Origin of the sequence: Allofustis seminis DSM 15817 (genome assembly GCF_000374325.1) — a bacterium.
GTDB classification, from domain to species: Bacteria; Bacillota; Bacilli; order Lactobacillales; family Carnobacteriaceae_A; genus Allofustis; species Allofustis seminis.
This window is the reverse complement of sequence record NZ_KB894081.1, coordinates 151517-170256: the sequence shown is the minus strand read 5'-3', so window position 1 is coordinate 170256 and position 18740 is coordinate 151517. Positions and strand designations below refer to the sequence as shown.

The 18740-nt window shown below is 37.5% G+C and carries 18 protein-coding genes; all 18 read right to left on the bottom strand.

What is annotated here, in order from left to right:
* On the bottom strand, positions 1 to 933 hold the full coding sequence (hprK, locus tag C231_RS0103900; RefSeq protein WP_018659349.1) for an HPr(Ser) kinase/phosphatase: 933 nt from the start codon (positions 931 to 933) through the stop codon (positions 1 to 3).
* A gap of 117 nt (positions 934 to 1050) precedes the next feature.
* Positions 1051 to 1386, bottom strand: a complete 336-nt coding sequence (locus C231_RS0103895) for a phage holin family protein (protein ID WP_018659348.1) — start codon at positions 1384 to 1386, stop codon at positions 1051 to 1053.
* Positions 1386 to 1679, bottom strand: a complete 294-nt coding sequence (locus tag C231_RS0103890; protein ID WP_018659347.1) for a PspC domain-containing protein — start codon at positions 1677 to 1679, stop codon at positions 1386 to 1388. The genes C231_RS0103895 and C231_RS0103890 overlap by 1 nt, the downstream gene beginning before the upstream one ends.
* A 21-nt stretch (positions 1680 to 1700) precedes the next feature.
* The gene (locus C231_RS0103885) at positions 1701 to 1886 is read right to left on the bottom strand and encodes a PspC domain-containing protein (protein WP_018659346.1); all 186 of its coding nucleotides are present in this window, start codon (positions 1884 to 1886) and stop codon (positions 1701 to 1703) included.
* Positions 1870 to 3609, bottom strand: coding sequence for a DUF4097 family beta strand repeat-containing protein (locus C231_RS0103880; RefSeq protein ID WP_018659345.1), 1740 nt, complete (start codon positions 3607 to 3609; stop codon positions 1870 to 1872). The genes C231_RS0103885 and C231_RS0103880 overlap by 17 nt, the downstream gene beginning before the upstream one ends.
* 129 nt (positions 3610 to 3738) lie before the next feature.
* A complete protein-coding gene (uvrA, locus tag C231_RS0103875) occupies positions 3739 to 6558 on the bottom strand; it encodes an excinuclease ABC subunit UvrA (RefSeq protein ID WP_018659344.1) in 2820 nt (939 codons plus the stop codon).
* Between the two features lie 143 nt (positions 6559 to 6701).
* On the bottom strand, positions 6702 to 7355 hold the full coding sequence (gene phoU / locus C231_RS0103870) for a phosphate signaling complex protein PhoU (protein WP_018659343.1): 654 nt from the start codon (positions 7353 to 7355) through the stop codon (positions 6702 to 6704).
* Between the two features lie 19 nt (positions 7356 to 7374).
* The gene (gene pstB, locus C231_RS0103865; RefSeq protein ID WP_018659342.1) at positions 7375 to 8133 is read right to left on the bottom strand and encodes a phosphate ABC transporter ATP-binding protein PstB; all 759 of its coding nucleotides are present in this window, start codon (positions 8131 to 8133) and stop codon (positions 7375 to 7377) included.
* A 17-nt stretch (positions 8134 to 8150) separates the two neighbouring features.
* On the bottom strand, positions 8151 to 8960 hold the full coding sequence (gene pstA / locus C231_RS0103860; RefSeq protein ID WP_018659341.1) for a phosphate ABC transporter permease PstA: 810 nt from the start codon (positions 8958 to 8960) through the stop codon (positions 8151 to 8153).
* 2 nt (positions 8961 to 8962) lie between these two features.
* Positions 8963 to 9826 (bottom strand): phosphate ABC transporter permease subunit PstC, encoded by an 864-nt coding sequence (gene pstC, locus C231_RS0103855; RefSeq protein ID WP_018659340.1) that lies wholly within the window; start codon positions 9824 to 9826, stop codon positions 8963 to 8965.
* 96 nt (positions 9827 to 9922) lie between these two features.
* Positions 9923 to 10798, bottom strand: a complete 876-nt coding sequence (locus C231_RS0103850) for a substrate-binding domain-containing protein (RefSeq protein WP_018659339.1) — start codon at positions 10796 to 10798, stop codon at positions 9923 to 9925.
* A gap of 144 nt (positions 10799 to 10942) precedes the next feature.
* Positions 10943 to 12634 carry a two-component system histidine kinase PnpS gene (gene pnpS, locus C231_RS08255; RefSeq protein WP_018659338.1) on the bottom strand — a complete coding sequence of 564 codons (1692 nt, stop codon included), beginning with the start codon at positions 12632 to 12634 and terminating at the stop codon, positions 10943 to 10945.
* Complete coding sequence (locus tag C231_RS0103840; protein WP_018659337.1) at positions 12631 to 13332, bottom strand: response regulator transcription factor; 702 nt, start codon at positions 13330 to 13332, stop codon at positions 12631 to 12633. The genes pnpS and C231_RS0103840 overlap by 4 nt, the downstream gene beginning before the upstream one ends.
* A 12-nt stretch (positions 13333 to 13344) precedes the next feature.
* Positions 13345 to 14547 (bottom strand): PDZ domain-containing protein, encoded by a 1203-nt coding sequence (locus C231_RS0103835; protein ID WP_018659336.1) that lies wholly within the window; start codon positions 14545 to 14547, stop codon positions 13345 to 13347.
* A gap of 175 nt (positions 14548 to 14722) precedes the next feature.
* Positions 14723 to 15772 carry a C40 family peptidase gene (locus C231_RS08250; protein ID WP_018659335.1) on the bottom strand — a complete coding sequence of 350 codons (1050 nt, stop codon included), beginning with the start codon at positions 15770 to 15772 and terminating at the stop codon, positions 14723 to 14725.
* Between the two features lie 39 nt (positions 15773 to 15811).
* Complete coding sequence (gene ftsX, locus C231_RS0103825) at positions 15812 to 16705, bottom strand: permease-like cell division protein FtsX (RefSeq protein ID WP_018659334.1); 894 nt, start codon at positions 16703 to 16705, stop codon at positions 15812 to 15814.
* Entirely contained in the window at positions 16689 to 17375 is a 687-nt protein-coding gene (gene ftsE / locus C231_RS0103820; RefSeq protein ID WP_018659333.1) for a cell division ATP-binding protein FtsE, read from the bottom strand. Before ftsE ends, ftsX begins: the two co-directional genes overlap by 17 nt.
* 236 nt (positions 17376 to 17611) lie before the next feature.
* A protein-coding gene (gene prfB, locus C231_RS0103815) for a peptide chain release factor 2 (protein WP_425386745.1) occupies positions 17612 to 18716 on the bottom strand; the annotation gives its coding sequence in 2 pieces (ribosomal slippage) (positions 17612 to 18658 and positions 18660 to 18716; 1104 coding nt in all).
* Positions 18717 to 18740: the final 24 nt, after the last annotated feature.

The window sequence follows — 18740 nt, the reverse complement described above, 5'->3', positions numbered from 1 at the left end:
TTAATCGTCCTTTTTATTTTTTTCAATTAGATGGGCCAACTTCTTTTCAAAGTCAATTGTTGCATCATAGCCCATCTGTTTTGCTCTTAAATTCATGGCAGCCATTTCAACAATAATGGACACATTACGTCCAACTTTTACAGGAATTGAAAGTTTAGGAAGTTCCACATTAAAAAATTTCATCGACTCAATCGTATGTCCCAAACGGTCATAGACTACTGTAGGATCGTACTGTTCTAATTCGATGATAAAATCAACTACCTTGCTTTCGCGAATAGAACCCACGCCAAACAAATTCACCACATTAATGATGCCTACACCACGAATTTCAATGAGATGACGCAAGATTTCTGGTGCTTCGCCAATAATACGGCTTTCATCCACCATATAAAGATCGACACGGTCATCTGCTACTAAACGATGACCTCGTTCAATTAATTCTAGAGCAATCTCTGATTTTCCAATCCCGCTTGCCCCAATAATTAAAACTCCCATGCCATAGACATCCACGAGAACACCATGTTGCGATTGTCGCTCAGACAGTCGTTCTTCTAAGAAACTTGTAACACTTGAAGCCAGTCGTGTGGTGGACCGATTCGAACGGATAATGGGAATATTATGTTTTTGTGCAACGTCATAAAGCTCGGATGGAATTTCCAAATTTCGCGACACTAAAAAACCAGGCGTCATCGGTGTACATAAAGGATCTAACACATCCAAGCGGTCTTTTTTAGGCATTTCATTTATAAAAGAAATCTCTGTCTGCCCAAACAATTGTAGCCGCTCCTCTGGATAAAAACGAAAATAACCCGCTAATTCCAGTCCCGGTCTAGACAGATCGCTCACTATTATCTCGCGGTCTAAGAAGTTATCGCCGCTGACAACTTGGATATGATCCATTGCCTCTACTAATTCCCCAATGGTCACTTTCATACTGCTGCCTCCTAACTTAGATTTCGTACAGTTAATGATATCACACTCAATAAGAAGTTGCTCAATAAAAAACCGACCGCATCGTGCCATGCAGTCGGTAATTGTTGTTTATTTTATTCATTCTTCATTGACACCCATCACAGAATTCACGAAAGATAAAATGAGGGCTACTCCCATTGCTGTCCCAAAATTCGCTACATAAAATCCATCGACAAAATAAGCAGTCAAACTGATCATTAGCCCATTAATGACGAAGGAAAATAGCCCCAATGATGCAATAGTAATCGGAAATGACAGGATAAATAGAATTGGTTTCACGACTGCATTCAAAAGGCCTAATATGACGGCCGCTATCAATGCACTCGTCCATGATGTTACAACAAAACTATCCATAAATCCAGCAATGGCTAGAAAAATGAATGAATTAATGATGACTCTCACCCACCACTTCATCAAAAATCACTCCAATCTTCCTCGGTAATTTTCGAAGAAGATTCTTCGACAGACGGTTTCGGGGAGCGTTTAACATCTACATATATACGCTGCTCTTTATTTTTCCGTTCTTTGGGCATAATCAATATACCTACTAAATAGAGAAATATCATATTTTCTTCAAAAATCATAAAGAGCAAGATGAAGATGATGCGAACAATAATAGGATCAATATTAAAATAATTCGCAATACCGCCTAAAACACCCATAATAATTTTATCTGTTCGAGACTTTGTTAATCTTTTTTTTGGCATAGTTATCGCTTCTTTCTTTTATTATTCAGCATCTGGAATAATAATGGCTAGTAAAATATAGACTAAGAAAGGAGAACCTGATCCTAATATTGAAAATAAAACATAAGCGAGTCGAACAAATGTCGAATCAACATCAAAATATTCGGCCACCCCTCCAAGTACACCAGAAATCATTTTATCATTTGCAGATTTAGTTAGTTTTTTCATTGTTTCGTCCTCCTATTTTTAATTCATTCTCTTCATTATCTTTTAAGAAGATGGAGCCAGCCGTTGTGCTAATCTCTAATGCTGCCTGTGTTTGTCCAGAACGCAAGATATTCACTTTACGCGCTTTGCTCGTTTTCAGATCGTCCAAATGTTGTAATCGTGTATGAATATTACCAAATGTCGTCTGAGCCGTCCCTTCCAATCCAACTGTACTTGGAATAGCAATCTTAATCGTGCCATTAACAGTCTGATTCGTAATACGAATAATATCCTCATTATAAAGTGTTTCGCGAATAGTGCCATTCACTGTATTGATTTGCGCATTTTGGACAGCACCCATTATACGAACATCACCGCTCACCGTATTAATGACTAAATCTCTCAGCTGTGCTTCTTTCAGAGAAATATCGCCATTCGTTCCTTTTAATTCTAACAAAGTTGCTTCCAAATGGTCAAAATTTATCGCACCATTTGTAACATTTAGCGTAATATCTTTCACTTTCAGCGGTTCAAAATGAATATCACCATTTAATGAGCGCAAATATAAATAATCATAAGTTTTTGGAGGAAGCCAAATTTTCAAATGAGCTTGCACTTTTTTGTTTGGAATATGAAATTTCAGTTGACCTTGTATGGCCTCAATTTCCATACGTTGGCTGATTGCTTCTTCTAATGTTCCATCGAAATAACCAAGCATTCTCATTTGTGCTTCTACTTTAATCGCGTCATTTTCTGCTTGATAGAAATGAATCATTCCATTAGCATTTTTAAAATCTAACACCGTCAAATCCGGCTGATCGAATGTCCATGTTTTGGTAATGGTTTCAGATAGCACACCTTTTTGGAGTTTTTCTTTTGTGTCTTTCCATTCAAATTCGTTAACTGCATGCGACAGCTTATTTAATGTACCACTTAAGAAACCACCCATTTGATTAACGGCTGTATCTAAGGCACTTCCCGCATCTGAAACAGTATCGCCTATTTTTTGTTGCCAATCTTCAGGAATTTCAATCTCTTTAATGGCGCTTGATGCTTTATCTGACCAAATTGTCATTTTTATTTGATGTAATTCTTTTTGACAGCTATCTTTAGCATTTATTACTTTTTTAAATTTTTCTTTTAATGTAGCAATTTCAGATGAATAGTCAACAATGTCTTTTTCTAATTCATTTTCGCTTTCAAAGCTTTCCAACTCGCGCTGTTTTGTCGATAATTGGTTGAGCAATTCCGCTAATTCATCTGCAACATCAACTTCTTCATGGATTTGTTGCACGACTTTAATTTCATCTTCAAGTGTAGCCACATCGGTTTGTAGTTGTTTTAATTTGTTATCATGGGCAGCTTCAGCTTCATTTTGTTTTGAGGTCAATAATTGAATATTTTCTTGCAATTCTTTTTCTTCACTACTTAAATGTGTAATTTTTTCTTCTAATTCTTTGCGTTTAGTTTCAAGTGCCTTCAACTGTGCATTTTGTTTTTCGGTAGCTTCTTTTTCTTGTTTTTTGTTTTTTTGTATTTGAGCTGATTGTTCTGCTGATACGGTAGATGTGTTATTTTCATTTATCTCTTGTGTTACTTTATCTTGTGCACGTTGTGTTGTGAAATTTACTTCAGCTGCGTGTTCAGCTTCTTTTTCGCCTAAATTTTCAAGAAGTTTCAGTGCCTCTTCTGTCGATAATATTCCCTTTTCAACAAGTTCTATAATACGCTTTTTGTTTTCCATATCATTGCCTCCTCAAACAATAGTATTTTTACTATATATAGTATGTGCGAAATATTATTCGATGTCATAGGTCTGACGGCTGATTTATTTATCTAAAAAAGACCGATTCAATAATCGGTCTTTTAAAATTTATTTCAATGCATCTTTAAGATATTTTCCCGTATAGCTTTTGTGATTTTTAGCCACTTCTTCTGGTGTGCCCATGGCAATAATCTCACCGCCACCTCGTCCGCCTTCTGGTCCTAGATCGATAATATAATCTGCGACCTTAATCACATCCAAATTGTGTTCAATAACTAAAATGGTGTTCCCTGCATCGACCAAACGATTTAACACTTCTAAAAGCTTGGCAATATCATGAGCATGCAAACCAGTCGTTGGTTCATCTAAAATATAAAAATTATGACCACTTTGTCTTTTTTGCAACTCGCTAGCCAACTTCATGCGTTGCGCCTCACCACCAGAGAGTGTTGTTGCCGACTGCCCAAGCGAAATATAACCTAGCCCCACATCCACAATCGTCTGTAGTTTGCGTTTAATTTTTGGAATGGCATCAAAAAATACTAACGCTTCTGATGCCGTCATATCTAAGACATCAGCGATCGATTTCTCTTTATATTTCACTTCCAATGTTTCAGCGTTATATCGCTTGCCATGGCACACTTCACATGGCACATAAACATCTGGTAAGAAATGCATTTCAATTCGTTTAATGCCGTCCCCGCGACATGCTTCACAGCGGCCACCTTTAACATTAAAACTGAAACGCCCTTTTTTGTAGCCGCGCATTTTAGCTTCATTCGTTTCTGCAAATAATTCGCGTATATCATCGAAGACTCCCGTATAAGTAGCAGGATTACTTCGAGGCGTGCGACCAATCGGACTTTGGTCAATGCTAACAAGTTTTTCAACTGACTCATAGCCCGTTATTTCTTTGAATTTTCCAGGTTTATCTGTTGCACGTCCTATTTTTCGCGCAAGTGCTTTACGCAAGACATTATTAATGAGTGAAGATTTTCCAGATCCTGATACGCCAGACACTACAATAAAACGTCCAAGTGGAAATTCAACATCAATATTTTTCAAATTGTTCTCACTCACACCTTTTAGTTGAATGGCACCGAGATTTTCACTTCGTCTTTTGGCAGGTATTGGGATATATTTTGCTCCTGAAAGATATTGCCCGGTAATTGATTTTTTATTTTGAGCGACTTCTTCCGGTGTGCCAGCAGCGACAACTTGTCCTCCATTTTCACCTGCACCAGGGCCAATATCAATCAAATAATCGGCTTCTTGCATTGTTTCTTCATCATGTTCCACTACGATTAATGTATTTCCTAAATCGCGCATCGCTTTCAATGATTCAATTAGACGATGATTATCACGCTGATGCAAGCCGATTGACGGCTCATCCAAAATATATAAAACGCCAGACAAATTTGAACCAATCTGGGTTGCAAGGCGAATTCTTTGTGCCTCGCCCCCTGATAAGCTGCCTGAACGGCGACTCAATGTTAAATATTGCAATCCTACATTTTTCAAAAATGTCAAACGATCGCTAATTTCTTTAATAATTGGTGCCGCAATTTTTTGGTCTGTCGGTGAGAACTCCAATGACCCAAAAAACTCCAGCGCATCACCAATTGATAATTCACTTACCTGTGCAAAATCTTTTCCTGCAACTTTCACACTTAATGCTTGTTGATTAAGTCTTTTACCATGGCAGACTGGGCATAATAGTTCAGTCATATATTCTCTCATGACACGCCGCGTAAAATCACTGCTTGTATTATGATAGCGCCGATCAACATTATTCATTACACCTTCAAATGGGATCGTGGTAACGCGCCCAGCTCCTTGTTGATTTTGATAGCGGAACTCGAATTCTTTTCCTTTTGAACCAAAAAGCACAAACTCTTGCTGTGCTTTTGTCAATGCTTCAAAAGGCACATCCATTGGAATATCAAAAGCCTGACATGCTTGCTGCAACATTTCAGGATAATAATTTGAACTGATAGGATTCCATGGTTTAAGTGCTCCCTCCGCAAGTGTCAGTTTTGGATTTGGGATAACCAATTCTTGATCTACAATTAACTGCGTTCCTAAACCATCGCATTCTGGACATGCACCAAAAGGAGCATTAAATGAGAATAATCGCGGCTCCAATTCTGGAATAGAAAAACCACAGACTGGACATGCATGGTGTTCACTGAAAAGTAACTCTCCACCCGCTAAATCTTCTACAATGACATAGCCTTCCGCTAATTTTAATGCCATCTCAAGTGAATCTGCTAGACGAGAGCGGATGCCATCTTTAATAATTAAGCGATCAACTACTACATCAATATTGTGTTTTTTATTCTGACTTAATTGAAAATCTTCTTCTATATCATGAACTTGACCGTCCACGCGCACTCGGACATAGCCTTGTTTTTTTATTTTCTTAAAGACTGCCTTATGTTCGCCTTTTTTTCCTCGAATAATCGGAGCCAAGATTTGAATTCGGCTTCGCTCAGGTATCGCCATTATTTTTTCAATCATTTGGTCGATACTTTGTGTCGTAATGATCGTGCCATCATTTGGGCAGATTGGGACTCCCACTCGTGCAAAAAGCAGTCGCATATAATCATTAATTTCAGTCGTTGTGCCAACCGTTGAGCGTGGATTATTGCTCGTCGTCTTCTGATCGATTGAAATGGCTGGACTTAATCCATCAATACTGTCGACATCTGGCTTATCCATTTGCCCGAGAAATTGACGCGCATATGCCGACAATGATTCAACATACCGTCTTTGCCCTTCCGCATAAAGGGTATCAAATGCTAGCGAACTTTTCCCCGATCCCGAAAGTCCCGTCACAACGACAAATTGATTTCGTGGAATTTCCAAATTAATATTCTTCAAATTGTGAGTGCGTGCACCATGCACAATAATTTTGTCGTTCCCCATTCTGTCAACCCTTTACTTTAGTTTCTTTCTATTGTAGCACATGTGTTCGTTTTTCAAAAATATGGACATTTATTTTCAATAAAAAATAAATGCTTTCGAAATCGCTCGAAAGCATTTACTAAGAAGTGAGGGATTCACGTCAATTAGTTTAATTCACGAATTTCGCCTGTTTCTAAATAGACAATTTCTTCTGCAATATTCGTAACATAGTCGCCAATTCTTTCAATATAATTCGATACCAGAACATAGTCAATGGCGCCCCATACAATATCTGGGTCATTTTTCATACGTTTGATAGCACCTTTTTTTACTTCATGTGTCAGATAATCAATTTCATCATCGCGGCTTGCAACATCTACCGCATGCTCCATATCAAAATGCGTGAATGCCTTGACAATCTCTTGTCCCATCCATTTAATAATTTCGCCCATATCATTTAATGCCGACTCGATATGATCACTTCGTTTATTTCCTTTTACACGAATCGTGGAATAACAAATGCTGACTGCATGATCTCCCATTCTTTCAAGATCATTGGATGCTTGAAGTGTTGTCACAATGCGGCGCAAATCAGAGGTGTTCGGCTGCTGTAATGCAATCAATTCAATACATAATACATCAATTTCTTTTTCTAAATCATTAATTTTTTGATCCTGTTCAATGACTTCGGTCGCTAACACCTTGTCATGGTTGATAAATGATTTTACCGCTTTATAAATGGCATCATTTACCAATTCGCCCATTTCAGTAAATTTATCTAACAATTCTTCGAGTTCATTATCAAATACTTGTCTCATGTTACGCCTCCTTTTTATCTTAACCGAATCGTCCCGAAATGTAATTTTCAGTCTCCTCTTTTTCTGGATTTAAAAAGATCTTACGGGTTTCGCCTGACTCTTTTAAGTAACCATTCAAGAAGAATGCCGTACGATCTGAAATACGACTAGCTTGTTGCATATTATGTGTCACAATCACGATAGTATAATTTTCTTTCAACTTGTTGACAAGATCTTCAATTTTAGCTGTTGAAATCGGATCAAGTGCACTTGTTGGCTCATCCATTAATAGAATTTCTGGCTCAACCGCTAATGCACGTGCGATGCAAATACGTTGTTGCTGACCGCCTGAGATGGACTGCGCATTGCGATCCAAATGATCTTTGACCTCATCCCAAATAGCCGCTTGGCGCAAACTACGCTCTACAATTTCATCCAATTGATGCGTATCTTTAATACCATGTGTTCGCGGCCCATACGCAATATTGTCATAGATACTTTTTGGGAAAGGGTTAGGATGTTGGAATACCATACCAATCTTCTTGCGCAGTTCATTCACATCCACTTCTGGATTATAGACATTTTGTCCATCAAACTCAACTTTCCCTTCAATACGTGCTGTAGGGACTAGATCATTCATCCGATTTAAGGTCTTTAAAAATGTTGATTTCCCACAGCCACTAGGACCAATCAAAGCCGTTACTTGATTTTCATAAATATCCAAATTTACCGCATATAACGCTTGGAAATCACCGTACCAAAGATTTAAATTTTCAATTTTCATTTTTTTCTGATGCATAATGGTTCCTCCACTCATTATTGTTTCTGTAGGTGTTGACTAGCTTTTGTCGAAATAAAGTTCAAAATTAATACAATTACAATTAACACAACACCTGTTGCATAAGCTTGGTTCACATGAAGTCCTTCCTGTGCCAGCATATACATATGTACTGCCATTGTTCGTCCAGATTGCCCTAAAGATGTTGGTAAAATAGTTGCCGAACCTAGCGTATAAATCAACGCTGCTGACTCTCCTACAATACGTCCAATTGCTAGAATAATCCCAGACAAGATTCCCGGCATCGCAACGGGGAGTACCACATTAAAAATGGTACGTAATTTTCCAGCACCTAACCCATAGCTTGCTTCGCGAAGTGAAGGATTGACTGCAATCAATGCCTCTTCCGTCGAACGAATAATAAGCGGCAAGATCATGATCGTTGTCGTCAATATTCCGCCAATCAATGAGAAGCCGAAATTCAGTGCTGTTACAAACATTAAAAAGCCAAATAAACCATAAACAATAGAGGGTACAGCCGCCAATGTATCAATCGCAACACTGATAATTTTTACAATTGTCGATTTACGATTGGCATACTCCACTAAATAAATGGCCGTAAATACCCCAATCGGTGTCGCAAATAGCAAAGAACCTGCAACGACCATTAAGGTAGTTAACAATGAGGGAAGGACGGATGCATTTTGTTGTGTATACGTTTTAGAAAAGAAGTCCAAATTCACATAAGGAATGCCTTTAATTAAGATAAATAGCAACAAAAAACCTAATGTCCCAAATGTTATCATCGCAGCAATGTTTACTAGAATACGAAGTCCTTTTGTTTTCATGATTATTTGGCCTCCTTATTCTTCAAATATAAAAATAAACTGTTAATTATCAAAATAAAAATAAATAATACAACGCTTGTCGCAATCAATGCTTCGCGATGTTCCCCTGCAGCATATCCCATCTCCATCACGATGTTAGTCGTCAATGTTCGCAAACCATAAAATAATCCGCGTGGCATTACTGGCTGGTTGCCTGCAACGAGGACCACCGCCATCGTTTCACCAATGGCACGTCCGATTCCTAAAACAACGCTCGATAACACGCCTGATTTTGCTGCAGGTAACATCACATGAAAAACTGTATGCTCATGTGTTGCACCCAAGCCAACCGATCCATGATAATATGTTCTAGGTACTGTTCGGAGTGAAGATTCCGAAAGCTCAATGATTGTCGGCAAAATCATAATAGCTAAAAGGAGTTGTGCCGTTAACATGCTATAACCATTTCCCTGAATTTCGCGTACCATTGGCACTAATAATTGCAACGCAAAAAAACCATAAACAATTGAAGGAATCGATGCCATTAAACTAATGGCAGGTTTCAAGAAACGATACAAACCTTTAGGACAGAATTCCGCCATAAAAATAGCTGTTAATACGCCGATAGGAACCCCAATAAGTGTCGCCCCTAATGTCACATATAATGAACCGAACACCATTGGGAGCAGTCCATATTTTGGTGTAGCACTTGTAGGTTTCCAGACTTTTCCAAAAATAAATGAGCCTATTCCTTGGCGAAACATCACAGGCAGTCCATTAGAAAATATAAAATATATAATTAAAGCTAAAGAAATAACAGACATCAGTGCCGAAATAAAAAACACATAATGCATCGTCTTTTCTTTCATCTTTATTGAATGATTCATTGCAACGCTCACCTCTTTCAATCCTTTAAAAAAGAATAAATAAGAATAGGAGGAGTCGAACCTCCCATTCTTTTTGTTTCATTATTGAATAACTAATTACAATTCGCCCCAAGTTAGAAGATCACCTAAATAAATGCTTTTAATATTTTCAAGCGATAGATCATCTGTCTTATTGTCTTTGTTAACAATCACGGCAATGCCATCAATTGCCATTGATTTTGCTTCTTTTACTTTGCTTATTTCATCACTTTTCAAGTCGCGACTTGCCATACCAATATCTGCAGTTCCATCAATTGCTGCAGTTACACCTGCACCGGATCCTGGAGCTGTAATTTCAAATGTTACATCAGGGTTATGCTTTTGATAGGCTTCAGAAATCGCTTGAATCACAGGCTCAACAGATGTAGAACCTACGATACTAATTGTTCCACTCACTTTTGCTGGAGTATACGCTGGAGCTTCTGATTCTGCTGCAATGAATCCTTTCTCTTCTACGATCGTTTGACCTTCGGCGGAAAAAATAAAATTCCAAAAATCTTTAGCAGCTTCACTTAAATCTTTTCCATACATTAGATTAAAGTTACGCGCAATTTCATAATCACCAGCTTTAACGCGTTCTGGTGTTGCCTCTACTCCATTAACTTTCAATGCCTTAACAGAATCATTGAGTGAACCTAAAGAAATGTAGCCAATGGCCGTTTTATCACCAGCAACTGATTGAATAACTGCACTTGTACCATTTTGGATTGTTGCAGATTGAGTCGTGGCATCTTCTTTATTTTCATCTACGATGCCCACGATTTCTACGAATGCGCTACGTGTTCCTGATCCATCCTCACGTGAAATAACATGAATATCTTGCGTATCGTTAGTAGCTCCGCCTTCTTTTTCATTATTTTTTTCACCACAAGCGACTAAAGCTACAGATGCTAGTGCAATTGCACTCCATTTAGAAACTTTCTTAATATTCATTCCAAAATCTCTCCCTTAAATAATTTAAAAGGCATGACTCCACCTTCTGGCTTAATCATACCTTTTGATTATTTATATAAAATGTAGCTTATGTAAATATCATGTAAACTTTCAAAATAAACTTCAAAATGAAGAACATATCTGCTATGACGGCTCTTCTTCATCCAATGTTAAGACCTTTGGCAAGATAACAGCAAATGTTGAACCTTTATCTACTTCGCTCTCAACTTCAATTCGGCCTCTTAGGCTGCCAACTAACCAACGTACAATAGACAGTCCCAAACCTGTTCCCCCCACATTGCGACTACGCCCCTTATCAATACGGTAAAAGCGTTCAAAAATACGGTCAAATTCAGAGGGATCCATTCCAATCCCATTGTCACTTACTTTAATGATACCATTTGTTCCCATATCCTCTAATTCAATGACAACTTCCCCTCCCTCTGGAGTATAAGAAATCGCATTGCTAATTAAATTAATTAAAATTTGCTTCAATTGATTGCGACTTGTCTTTAAAATCAAAGAATTAGCAACATCAAAATGACATGTCATTTGTTTCATTTCAAATTTTTGTTTTAATATTAATAAAATTTCCTGAACGACTTGTGCCACATCAACAGTTTCTACATGTAACGAAACTGCATGTTGTTCCAATTTTGAAATTTGTAAAATATCATTCACGATAGAATCAAGTCGTGTGGCTTCCTTGTCAATAATTTCGATGAACTCTTTCAACGCTGTTGGATCATACATTGCACCGTCCAATAACGTTTCCGAAAAGCCTTTAATTGCAGTAATTGGAGTGCGTAATTCATGCGATGCATTCGCCACAAAATCCGTTCGCACTTTTTCCAGACGATGAATTTCCGTCGTATCATAAAGAAGCACAATTAAATCGAGCTCATGATTAATATTATTTTTCAGAGGAATAATATTTAAATCCAAAATCCGTTCTCTTTCATTGAAGAGCATCAATTTTGCATTTAATGGTTCTTGCTCAGCGAATGCCTTTTGAATATATTTTTTCATTTCTTTACTTGAGATTGTTGTTTGATAATTTTTGCCAATAAATCCATATAAATTCTCTTCCAACATCTCATTGAGTGCTGGGTTAACCATCGTAATTTCTTGGCGACTATTAATGGTCATAACTCCAATAATTAAATGGTACATCAACTTACTTGTTTGGCGGACATATTGCTTATATTCACGCTTTCTTCGCTTCAGGCGATCTTTTAAGTGCATGATTTCTCGCTGCTTCATTTCTTCTTCTTTTTGTAAGTTATAAAAATAAATCGTTGTTAAAACAAGCATCAAGATCAAAATAAAAGCAACATTCATTGAGAATACAACGGTCTGAACATATATAGCTTGATAATCAATCAATAAATCCTTTGAAAATACCAAATATTTCATGTCATCATTTTTATCTAAATTTAGCGGCATTATGCCAAATATTTTCTTGTCATCAATAAATGTTCTCACTTCGCTAATTCCATCTTTCATTTCACTGCGCAGACGCATTTTACTTTCATTTGACCAGTCTGCGATTTCTTTTGGGTAGATTAGGTCATAAGATGGATTATAGACAGCCCACTGACTCTCTGTATCAACAAATAAAAAGTCATCTTTTACTAACCACTCAGTGGACGCAGCAACACGCTGTTTTTGTTTGAATTTACGTTCTTGATTTTCCAATACACTTTCGACATTTTGCGTCTCTTCTTGCACCATGCGTTCTGTTATACCTCGATAGAATAAAAAAGTAGACACAATTAGCATGATGGCAGCAATAACAATTAAATTTTTTTGATGATGGGTAATGATCTTTTTCATTGTCCTCCCTCAAATTTATAGCCGAATCCTCGGACGGTTACAATATGTTGTGGCTGCTTAGTATTCATTTCTATTTTCTCTCGCAAATGACTAATATGAACGTCTACAATACGCGTTTCGCCAGCAAAATCATAATTCCAAACGGCATTCAACAACTGCTCACGTGTAAATACGTGTCCTTCATTTTCTGCTAAGTATAAGAGCAACTCAAATTCTTTCGGCGTAAAGGAAACGACTTCACCACTGACTTTTACCTCAAATTGTTTCGGATTGATTTCTAAATGGCCAAATTTCAAAATTTCATCGCTTCTCTTAGATGACATTTCTTGACTATGTTGATATCTTCTCATCACGCTACGAATTCGTGCAATTAATTCGCGTAGACTAAATGGCTTAGTCATATAGTCATCCGCGCCCATTTCTAGTCCTAATATTTTGTCAATTTCACCATCTTTTGCTGTAAGCATAATGATAGGCGTGTCCACTTTAGCTTGTTTTAATCGCTTGGTCACCTCGATCCCATCCATTTTAGGTAGCATCCAATCTAACAAAATTAAATCAAATTGGTTAGAACTTGCCATATCATAGCCATCTTCCCCATCATATGAAACGGAAACATCATAGCCTTCTTTTTCCAAATTGTATTTCAATAATTTAGCAATGGATTCCTCATCTTCAACAATCAATAATTTTTTCAATGAGCTCACTCCTTATTTCAATTCTACATTATCTAACAATACAATTCCTAAATCATAAGCATCTTCTTCATAGATAGGAGTCTGTGCGATCATTATCTCACCATCTAGTTGACGTACTTTTAATTTTACATATGAACGATTGTCAAGCAACATCCCATAAAATGTCTCAACATTTTTCAGTTCAATATCATTGCCAACTAGCAATTCATCGCCCGCTTGAATTCCCATACGTTCTGCTGGAGAATCTACACGCACTGCCACAACACGCAAGCCATCAGCGCCAGGTCCATATTGGAAATGCCAACGCTGTTCACGTATACGATGACGCCATAACACTATTATTCCGCAAGCAAATAAAATTCCTAGAAAATAAATTGCCAAGTGTGGATAAAAATATGAAATACTTGCTAAAATTGCACTCAAAATACCAACATACATAAATTCTATTTGAATCTTCAAATTTGCAAGGAGCGGATCTTGTGCTTGAACTGTATAGCGTAGTCCTATTAGCACTGGCAAGATGACGAATGAATAATGATTGTCCCCCCAGCCGAATGTCGGCCACCATGGAATGAAGCGCGTAAAAATATCTCCTGGCACAACCATAAGTAATGGTAAAAGCCAAAAAGGTTTCATACGATATCGCGCCACAATTTTCCCACGCGGTGATTTCATAAAGCGCGGGTTCATTTCAACATTCCACTGCTTTTGTAAAACAAAAACTCCTGCAAAAATAATAAGTGTCAGGATAATTAAGACATTTCGGGCAATGTGTTCAGGCCATAAAATCGTTTCAAAAAATCGCGGCAGACCCGCAATAGATGGCACCATTTTAGAAATTGAAAGCGAGTTAGGAATATAAAAAGAAGCCAATAAATAAATCCCAGTTGCGGTACTCATCGTAAATAGCGGATGAATCAAACGATACCCAAACAAAATCAAAAATAATAGACTTACCATCTCAAAAATAATTATCCATTCCCATGTTACTGGAATCCCAACACCAAAAGAAATGGCTGAAATTAAAAGACCAGGTAAAATCCCCCATTTAAAAAAATTCTTCCATTCATAATATGAAGAATCAATTGGAATATTGATTGTTTTTCGCTGAACATTTACCCGCGAACGATAAGATAAATAAGTTGCCAATATTCCTACAAAAAATGTTGGCATGACAAAAAATAGTAATAATTGCTTTATAATTTCGGCTGACAAACGTATCACGCCTTTCTAATTGAATCAAATGATTATCTTTATCTTACCTATTCACTCTCAAAATAGCAATTATGAAAAGAGCATCTGCTCAATTTTAAACAAAAAAATTCCCTCATCAGTGTCTGTAAATATCTCACTAATGAGGAAATTTTCAAATAAATTTATCATTTAAGAATCAGTAACGACCGAATCCTGCAACATAATTAGACCAGTATCCACTTGTAATGGATTCTACAGAAATACCGATACGTTCATTTTGTGCACCAATAAATTGTCCACCACCTAAATAAATCCCTACATGGTCAATGGAGCCTGATTGGTTGAAGAAAATCAAATCACCTGGTTGTGCTTCGCCATAAGAAACTCTTTGAGATGAAGCCATTTGCGCACCTGCTGTACGTGGGATTGATTTACCGCTTTGAGCATAAACATAAGAGGTAAATCCTGAGCAGTCAAATCCTGATGGTGTACTTCCGCCATAAACATAAGGCGAGCTAGAGTTAGCGTAGGCATTTGAAACAACACTTCCACCATTAGCTGATGGCGCAGCAGATGTAGCAGGTGCAGAGTATGAGGCACTTGCTGTTGTCACTTGCGGACTATTCTCAGTTACTGTTGCAAGTTGACTGCGTGCAGCTTCACGAGCTTCTTCATCCTCAATAGAAGCTAATAGCTGTGTCGTTTCGTCCAATTTTTCTTGAAGTTCATTTTTATTTGCTTCAAGTCGTGCTGTTAATTGCATTAAACGTTCATTCTCTTTTTTAGCTTCTTCTTCTTTTGCAGCAAGTTTTTCTTGATCCGCTTTTTGTTTGTTAATGGTTTCTTGATTTGCGGAAATTAAAAGATAAACAGTATCCACGCGGCCTACTAAATCTGTAATTGATTCTGCTTGGAATAAGAAGTCAACGATAGAATCTGCTTGACCAATTACTTGTACAGAGCGTACGGATTCATCTAATTTATCTTCACGTTTTTCAATCAACGCTTCGATTTCTTTCATTTCTTCATCAAGTTTATCAAGCAATTCATTTGAAGCATCCATTTCAGCAAGTGCCGATTTTGTTTCTGCTTCATTCGTTGCAACAGCGGCTTCCAATTCTTTGATTTTTTGAGTAACTTCTGTTTTAGATGCGCCTGGCGTTGCAAATACTGGCATTGCAGTCATTGCTGCGCCTGAGAACATCATGGTAGCTGCCAGGGATACGGTTAATAATCTTTTCTTCATTTGTTTCATTACCTCCACAAATTGTTCTGATTCTTATCTTTAAACGTTTAAAAATCTTCGGATCGATAATGCCGAACCCAGACTACCGATCATTACCCCCATGCCAACCATCAAAGCGGTTAATTCCCATAAAAATGGATTAGGGGAGAGTAAGGAATAAATGGAACCTGATAGGAATGGGGTAATATTGTTATATGCTCCATAATACCCAATCCACACAATAAGCACTGGAACGATTGCACCAAAAAGGCCGATTAATGCACCTTCAATAATAAATGGCCAGCGAATATACCAGTTTGTTGCTCCAACTAATTTCATAATTTCAATTTCAGTTCCACGTGAGTAAATGGTAATTCGAATGGTGTTGGAAATTAGGAAAATTGCGGTAAAGATTAATGCCCCAATAATAACTCCCCCAACATTTCGAATTCCTTTGGTTACTTTAAAGACACGATCGGCTTTTGCATCACCATAACTTACGCGTGCCACATAAGGCATTTCGTCAATTTGTTTCGCCGTTTCTTTCGTATCTTTAGGCTCTTTCGTGCTCACAACGAAAACGTCATATAATGGGTTTTCGTCTTCATCAATAAGATCGAATGAGTCGCCATAACCTGAAATAACATTTTCTAATTCTTCATCGCGACTTGAAAAATCAACACTTTCAACTGTTTCAAGTTTTTGGATCTCTGCTTGAAGTTCATCGCGTTGCTCTTGATCCGTTGTAAGGTCAATATAAACTCTGACAGAAACATCTTGTTCAATATCTGTAGCAAATTTGTTGACATTAAAGAGTAGTGCCAACATTCCGCCAACAAGAAGTAATGTAATAGATACAGCACTCACTGCCGCAAAACTCATCCAACTATTGCGAACAATATTGCGAACACTGTCAGATATATGTTTGGATAAAGTTCTAAGCTTCAAAGTCATATCCCCCTTCTTTATCATCGCGAGAGATACGACCATTTTCTATTACGATCACTCGGTGTCTCATTTCATTAACAATTGATTTATTATGAGTTGCCATAATAATGGTAGTCCCTTGAGCATTTATTTGTTCAAGTAATTCCATGATTTCCCAAGAGGTTTCAGGGTCAAGGTTCCCTGTCGGCTCATCAGCAATTAGAACACGTGGCATATTTGCAATGGCTCTTGCAATGGATACGCGCTGTTGTTCTCCACCCGATAATTCAGCGGGTTTCATTCGTGCTTTATGTTTCAAACCGACTAAACTTAGGACTTCCATAACACGATTTTGAATTTGTTTTGGACTTTTCTCAAGTACTTCCATCGCATAGGCGATATTTTCATAGACTGTCAAGTTCGGTAATAATTTAAAATCTTGGAACACAACACCAACTTGTCGTCTAAGATATGGAATTTCATTATGTTTGAGCTGAGGAACATCATAACCTGTAACTTCAATTTTCCCGCTGCTCGGAATTTCTTCGCGATACATCATTTTAATAAAGGTTGATTTACCAGCACCACTTGGGCCTACCACGTAAACGAATTCACCTTGTTCGATATGAACGCTAATTCCATTGACTGCGGTGATGCCATTGTCGTAAACTTTTACGACATCTTTCATTTTAATCATTTAAACAACACCTTATTTTTTATTTGATCTTTCGTTTGAATATATTAATTTCTAAATAAATATTGCTCATTTAGAATTCTCTGCTACAGATTATAGCATGTGATCATATTATGGAGGTTATCATAATATTACAAAACAATTTCAAATTCTCTCTTTTTTGTCAAATGTGTCATGTAACAGATCATTTGAAAAATAACAATAAAAAACTGCAGCAAATATTTGCTGCAGTTTTTTTGTTAATGATGAATATGCCATTTTAAATACGCTTCGATGAAAGGATCAAGACCGCCATCCATTACAGCATCAACATTTCCCGTTTCTTCATTTGTTCGATGATCTTTTACCATCGAATAAGGATGGAAAACATATGACCGAATTTGCGAGCCCCAACCGATTTCTTTTTGTTCTCCACGGATTTCAGCTAATTGCGCCGCTTTTTCTTCCATTTCTTTTTGGTATATTTTCGCTTTTAAAAGCTCCATTGCCGTTTGGCGGTTTGCCAGTTGGCTTCTTCCAGCTTGACTTGTTACAACAATACCAGTCGGTAAGTGTGTAATTCTTACTGCCGAATCCGTCACATTTACGTGTTGTCCACCAGCGCCACTTGAGCGATAAGTGTCAATCTTTAAATCTTCTGGATTAATCTCTACTTCCACATCTGTTGGCATTTCAGGGATGACATCACACGATACAAATGAAGTATGACGTCGCCCTCCAGAATCAAATGGTGAAATGCGGACTAAGCGGTGGACACCTTTTTCAGCTTTTAGCATTCCATAAGCATAAGGGCCTTGGACTTTTATTGTTACACTTTTTAGGCCTGCTTCATCTCCTGCTTGGTAGTCAATCACTTCATACTTGAAATGATGAGCAGTGATCCAACGTGTATACATCCGATACAACATCTCGCCAAAATCTTGCGATTCGGTACCGCCTGCTCCTGGATGAAGTTCCAATATGGCATTGCTACGGTCATAAGGTTCTGACAATAGCACTTTTAATTCAAATGCACGAATGGCCTGATCCCATTTTTTTAACTCATGTTGTAAATCTTTTTGCAAGTCTTGATCCATTTCTTCTTCCAGCATCTCGACCATCAATTCAATGTCATCGCCTATTTTTGTTAAATTCTCGAAAGATTCATAAGTTTCTTTTAAGCCATTTAATTCATCAATCACTTGTTGGGCAGCTTGAGAATCTTCCCAAAAATCAGGTGCCAGCATTTTTTCTTCTAAAAGAGCTATTTGCTGTTTGATTGCCTCAAAGTCAAAGAGACCCCCTAAATGAAGCAATTTTATTTTTCTGTTGTTCTATTTCTTTTTTTATTTCAAACCATTCCATAGCCAACTTCCTTTCGAAAAAATT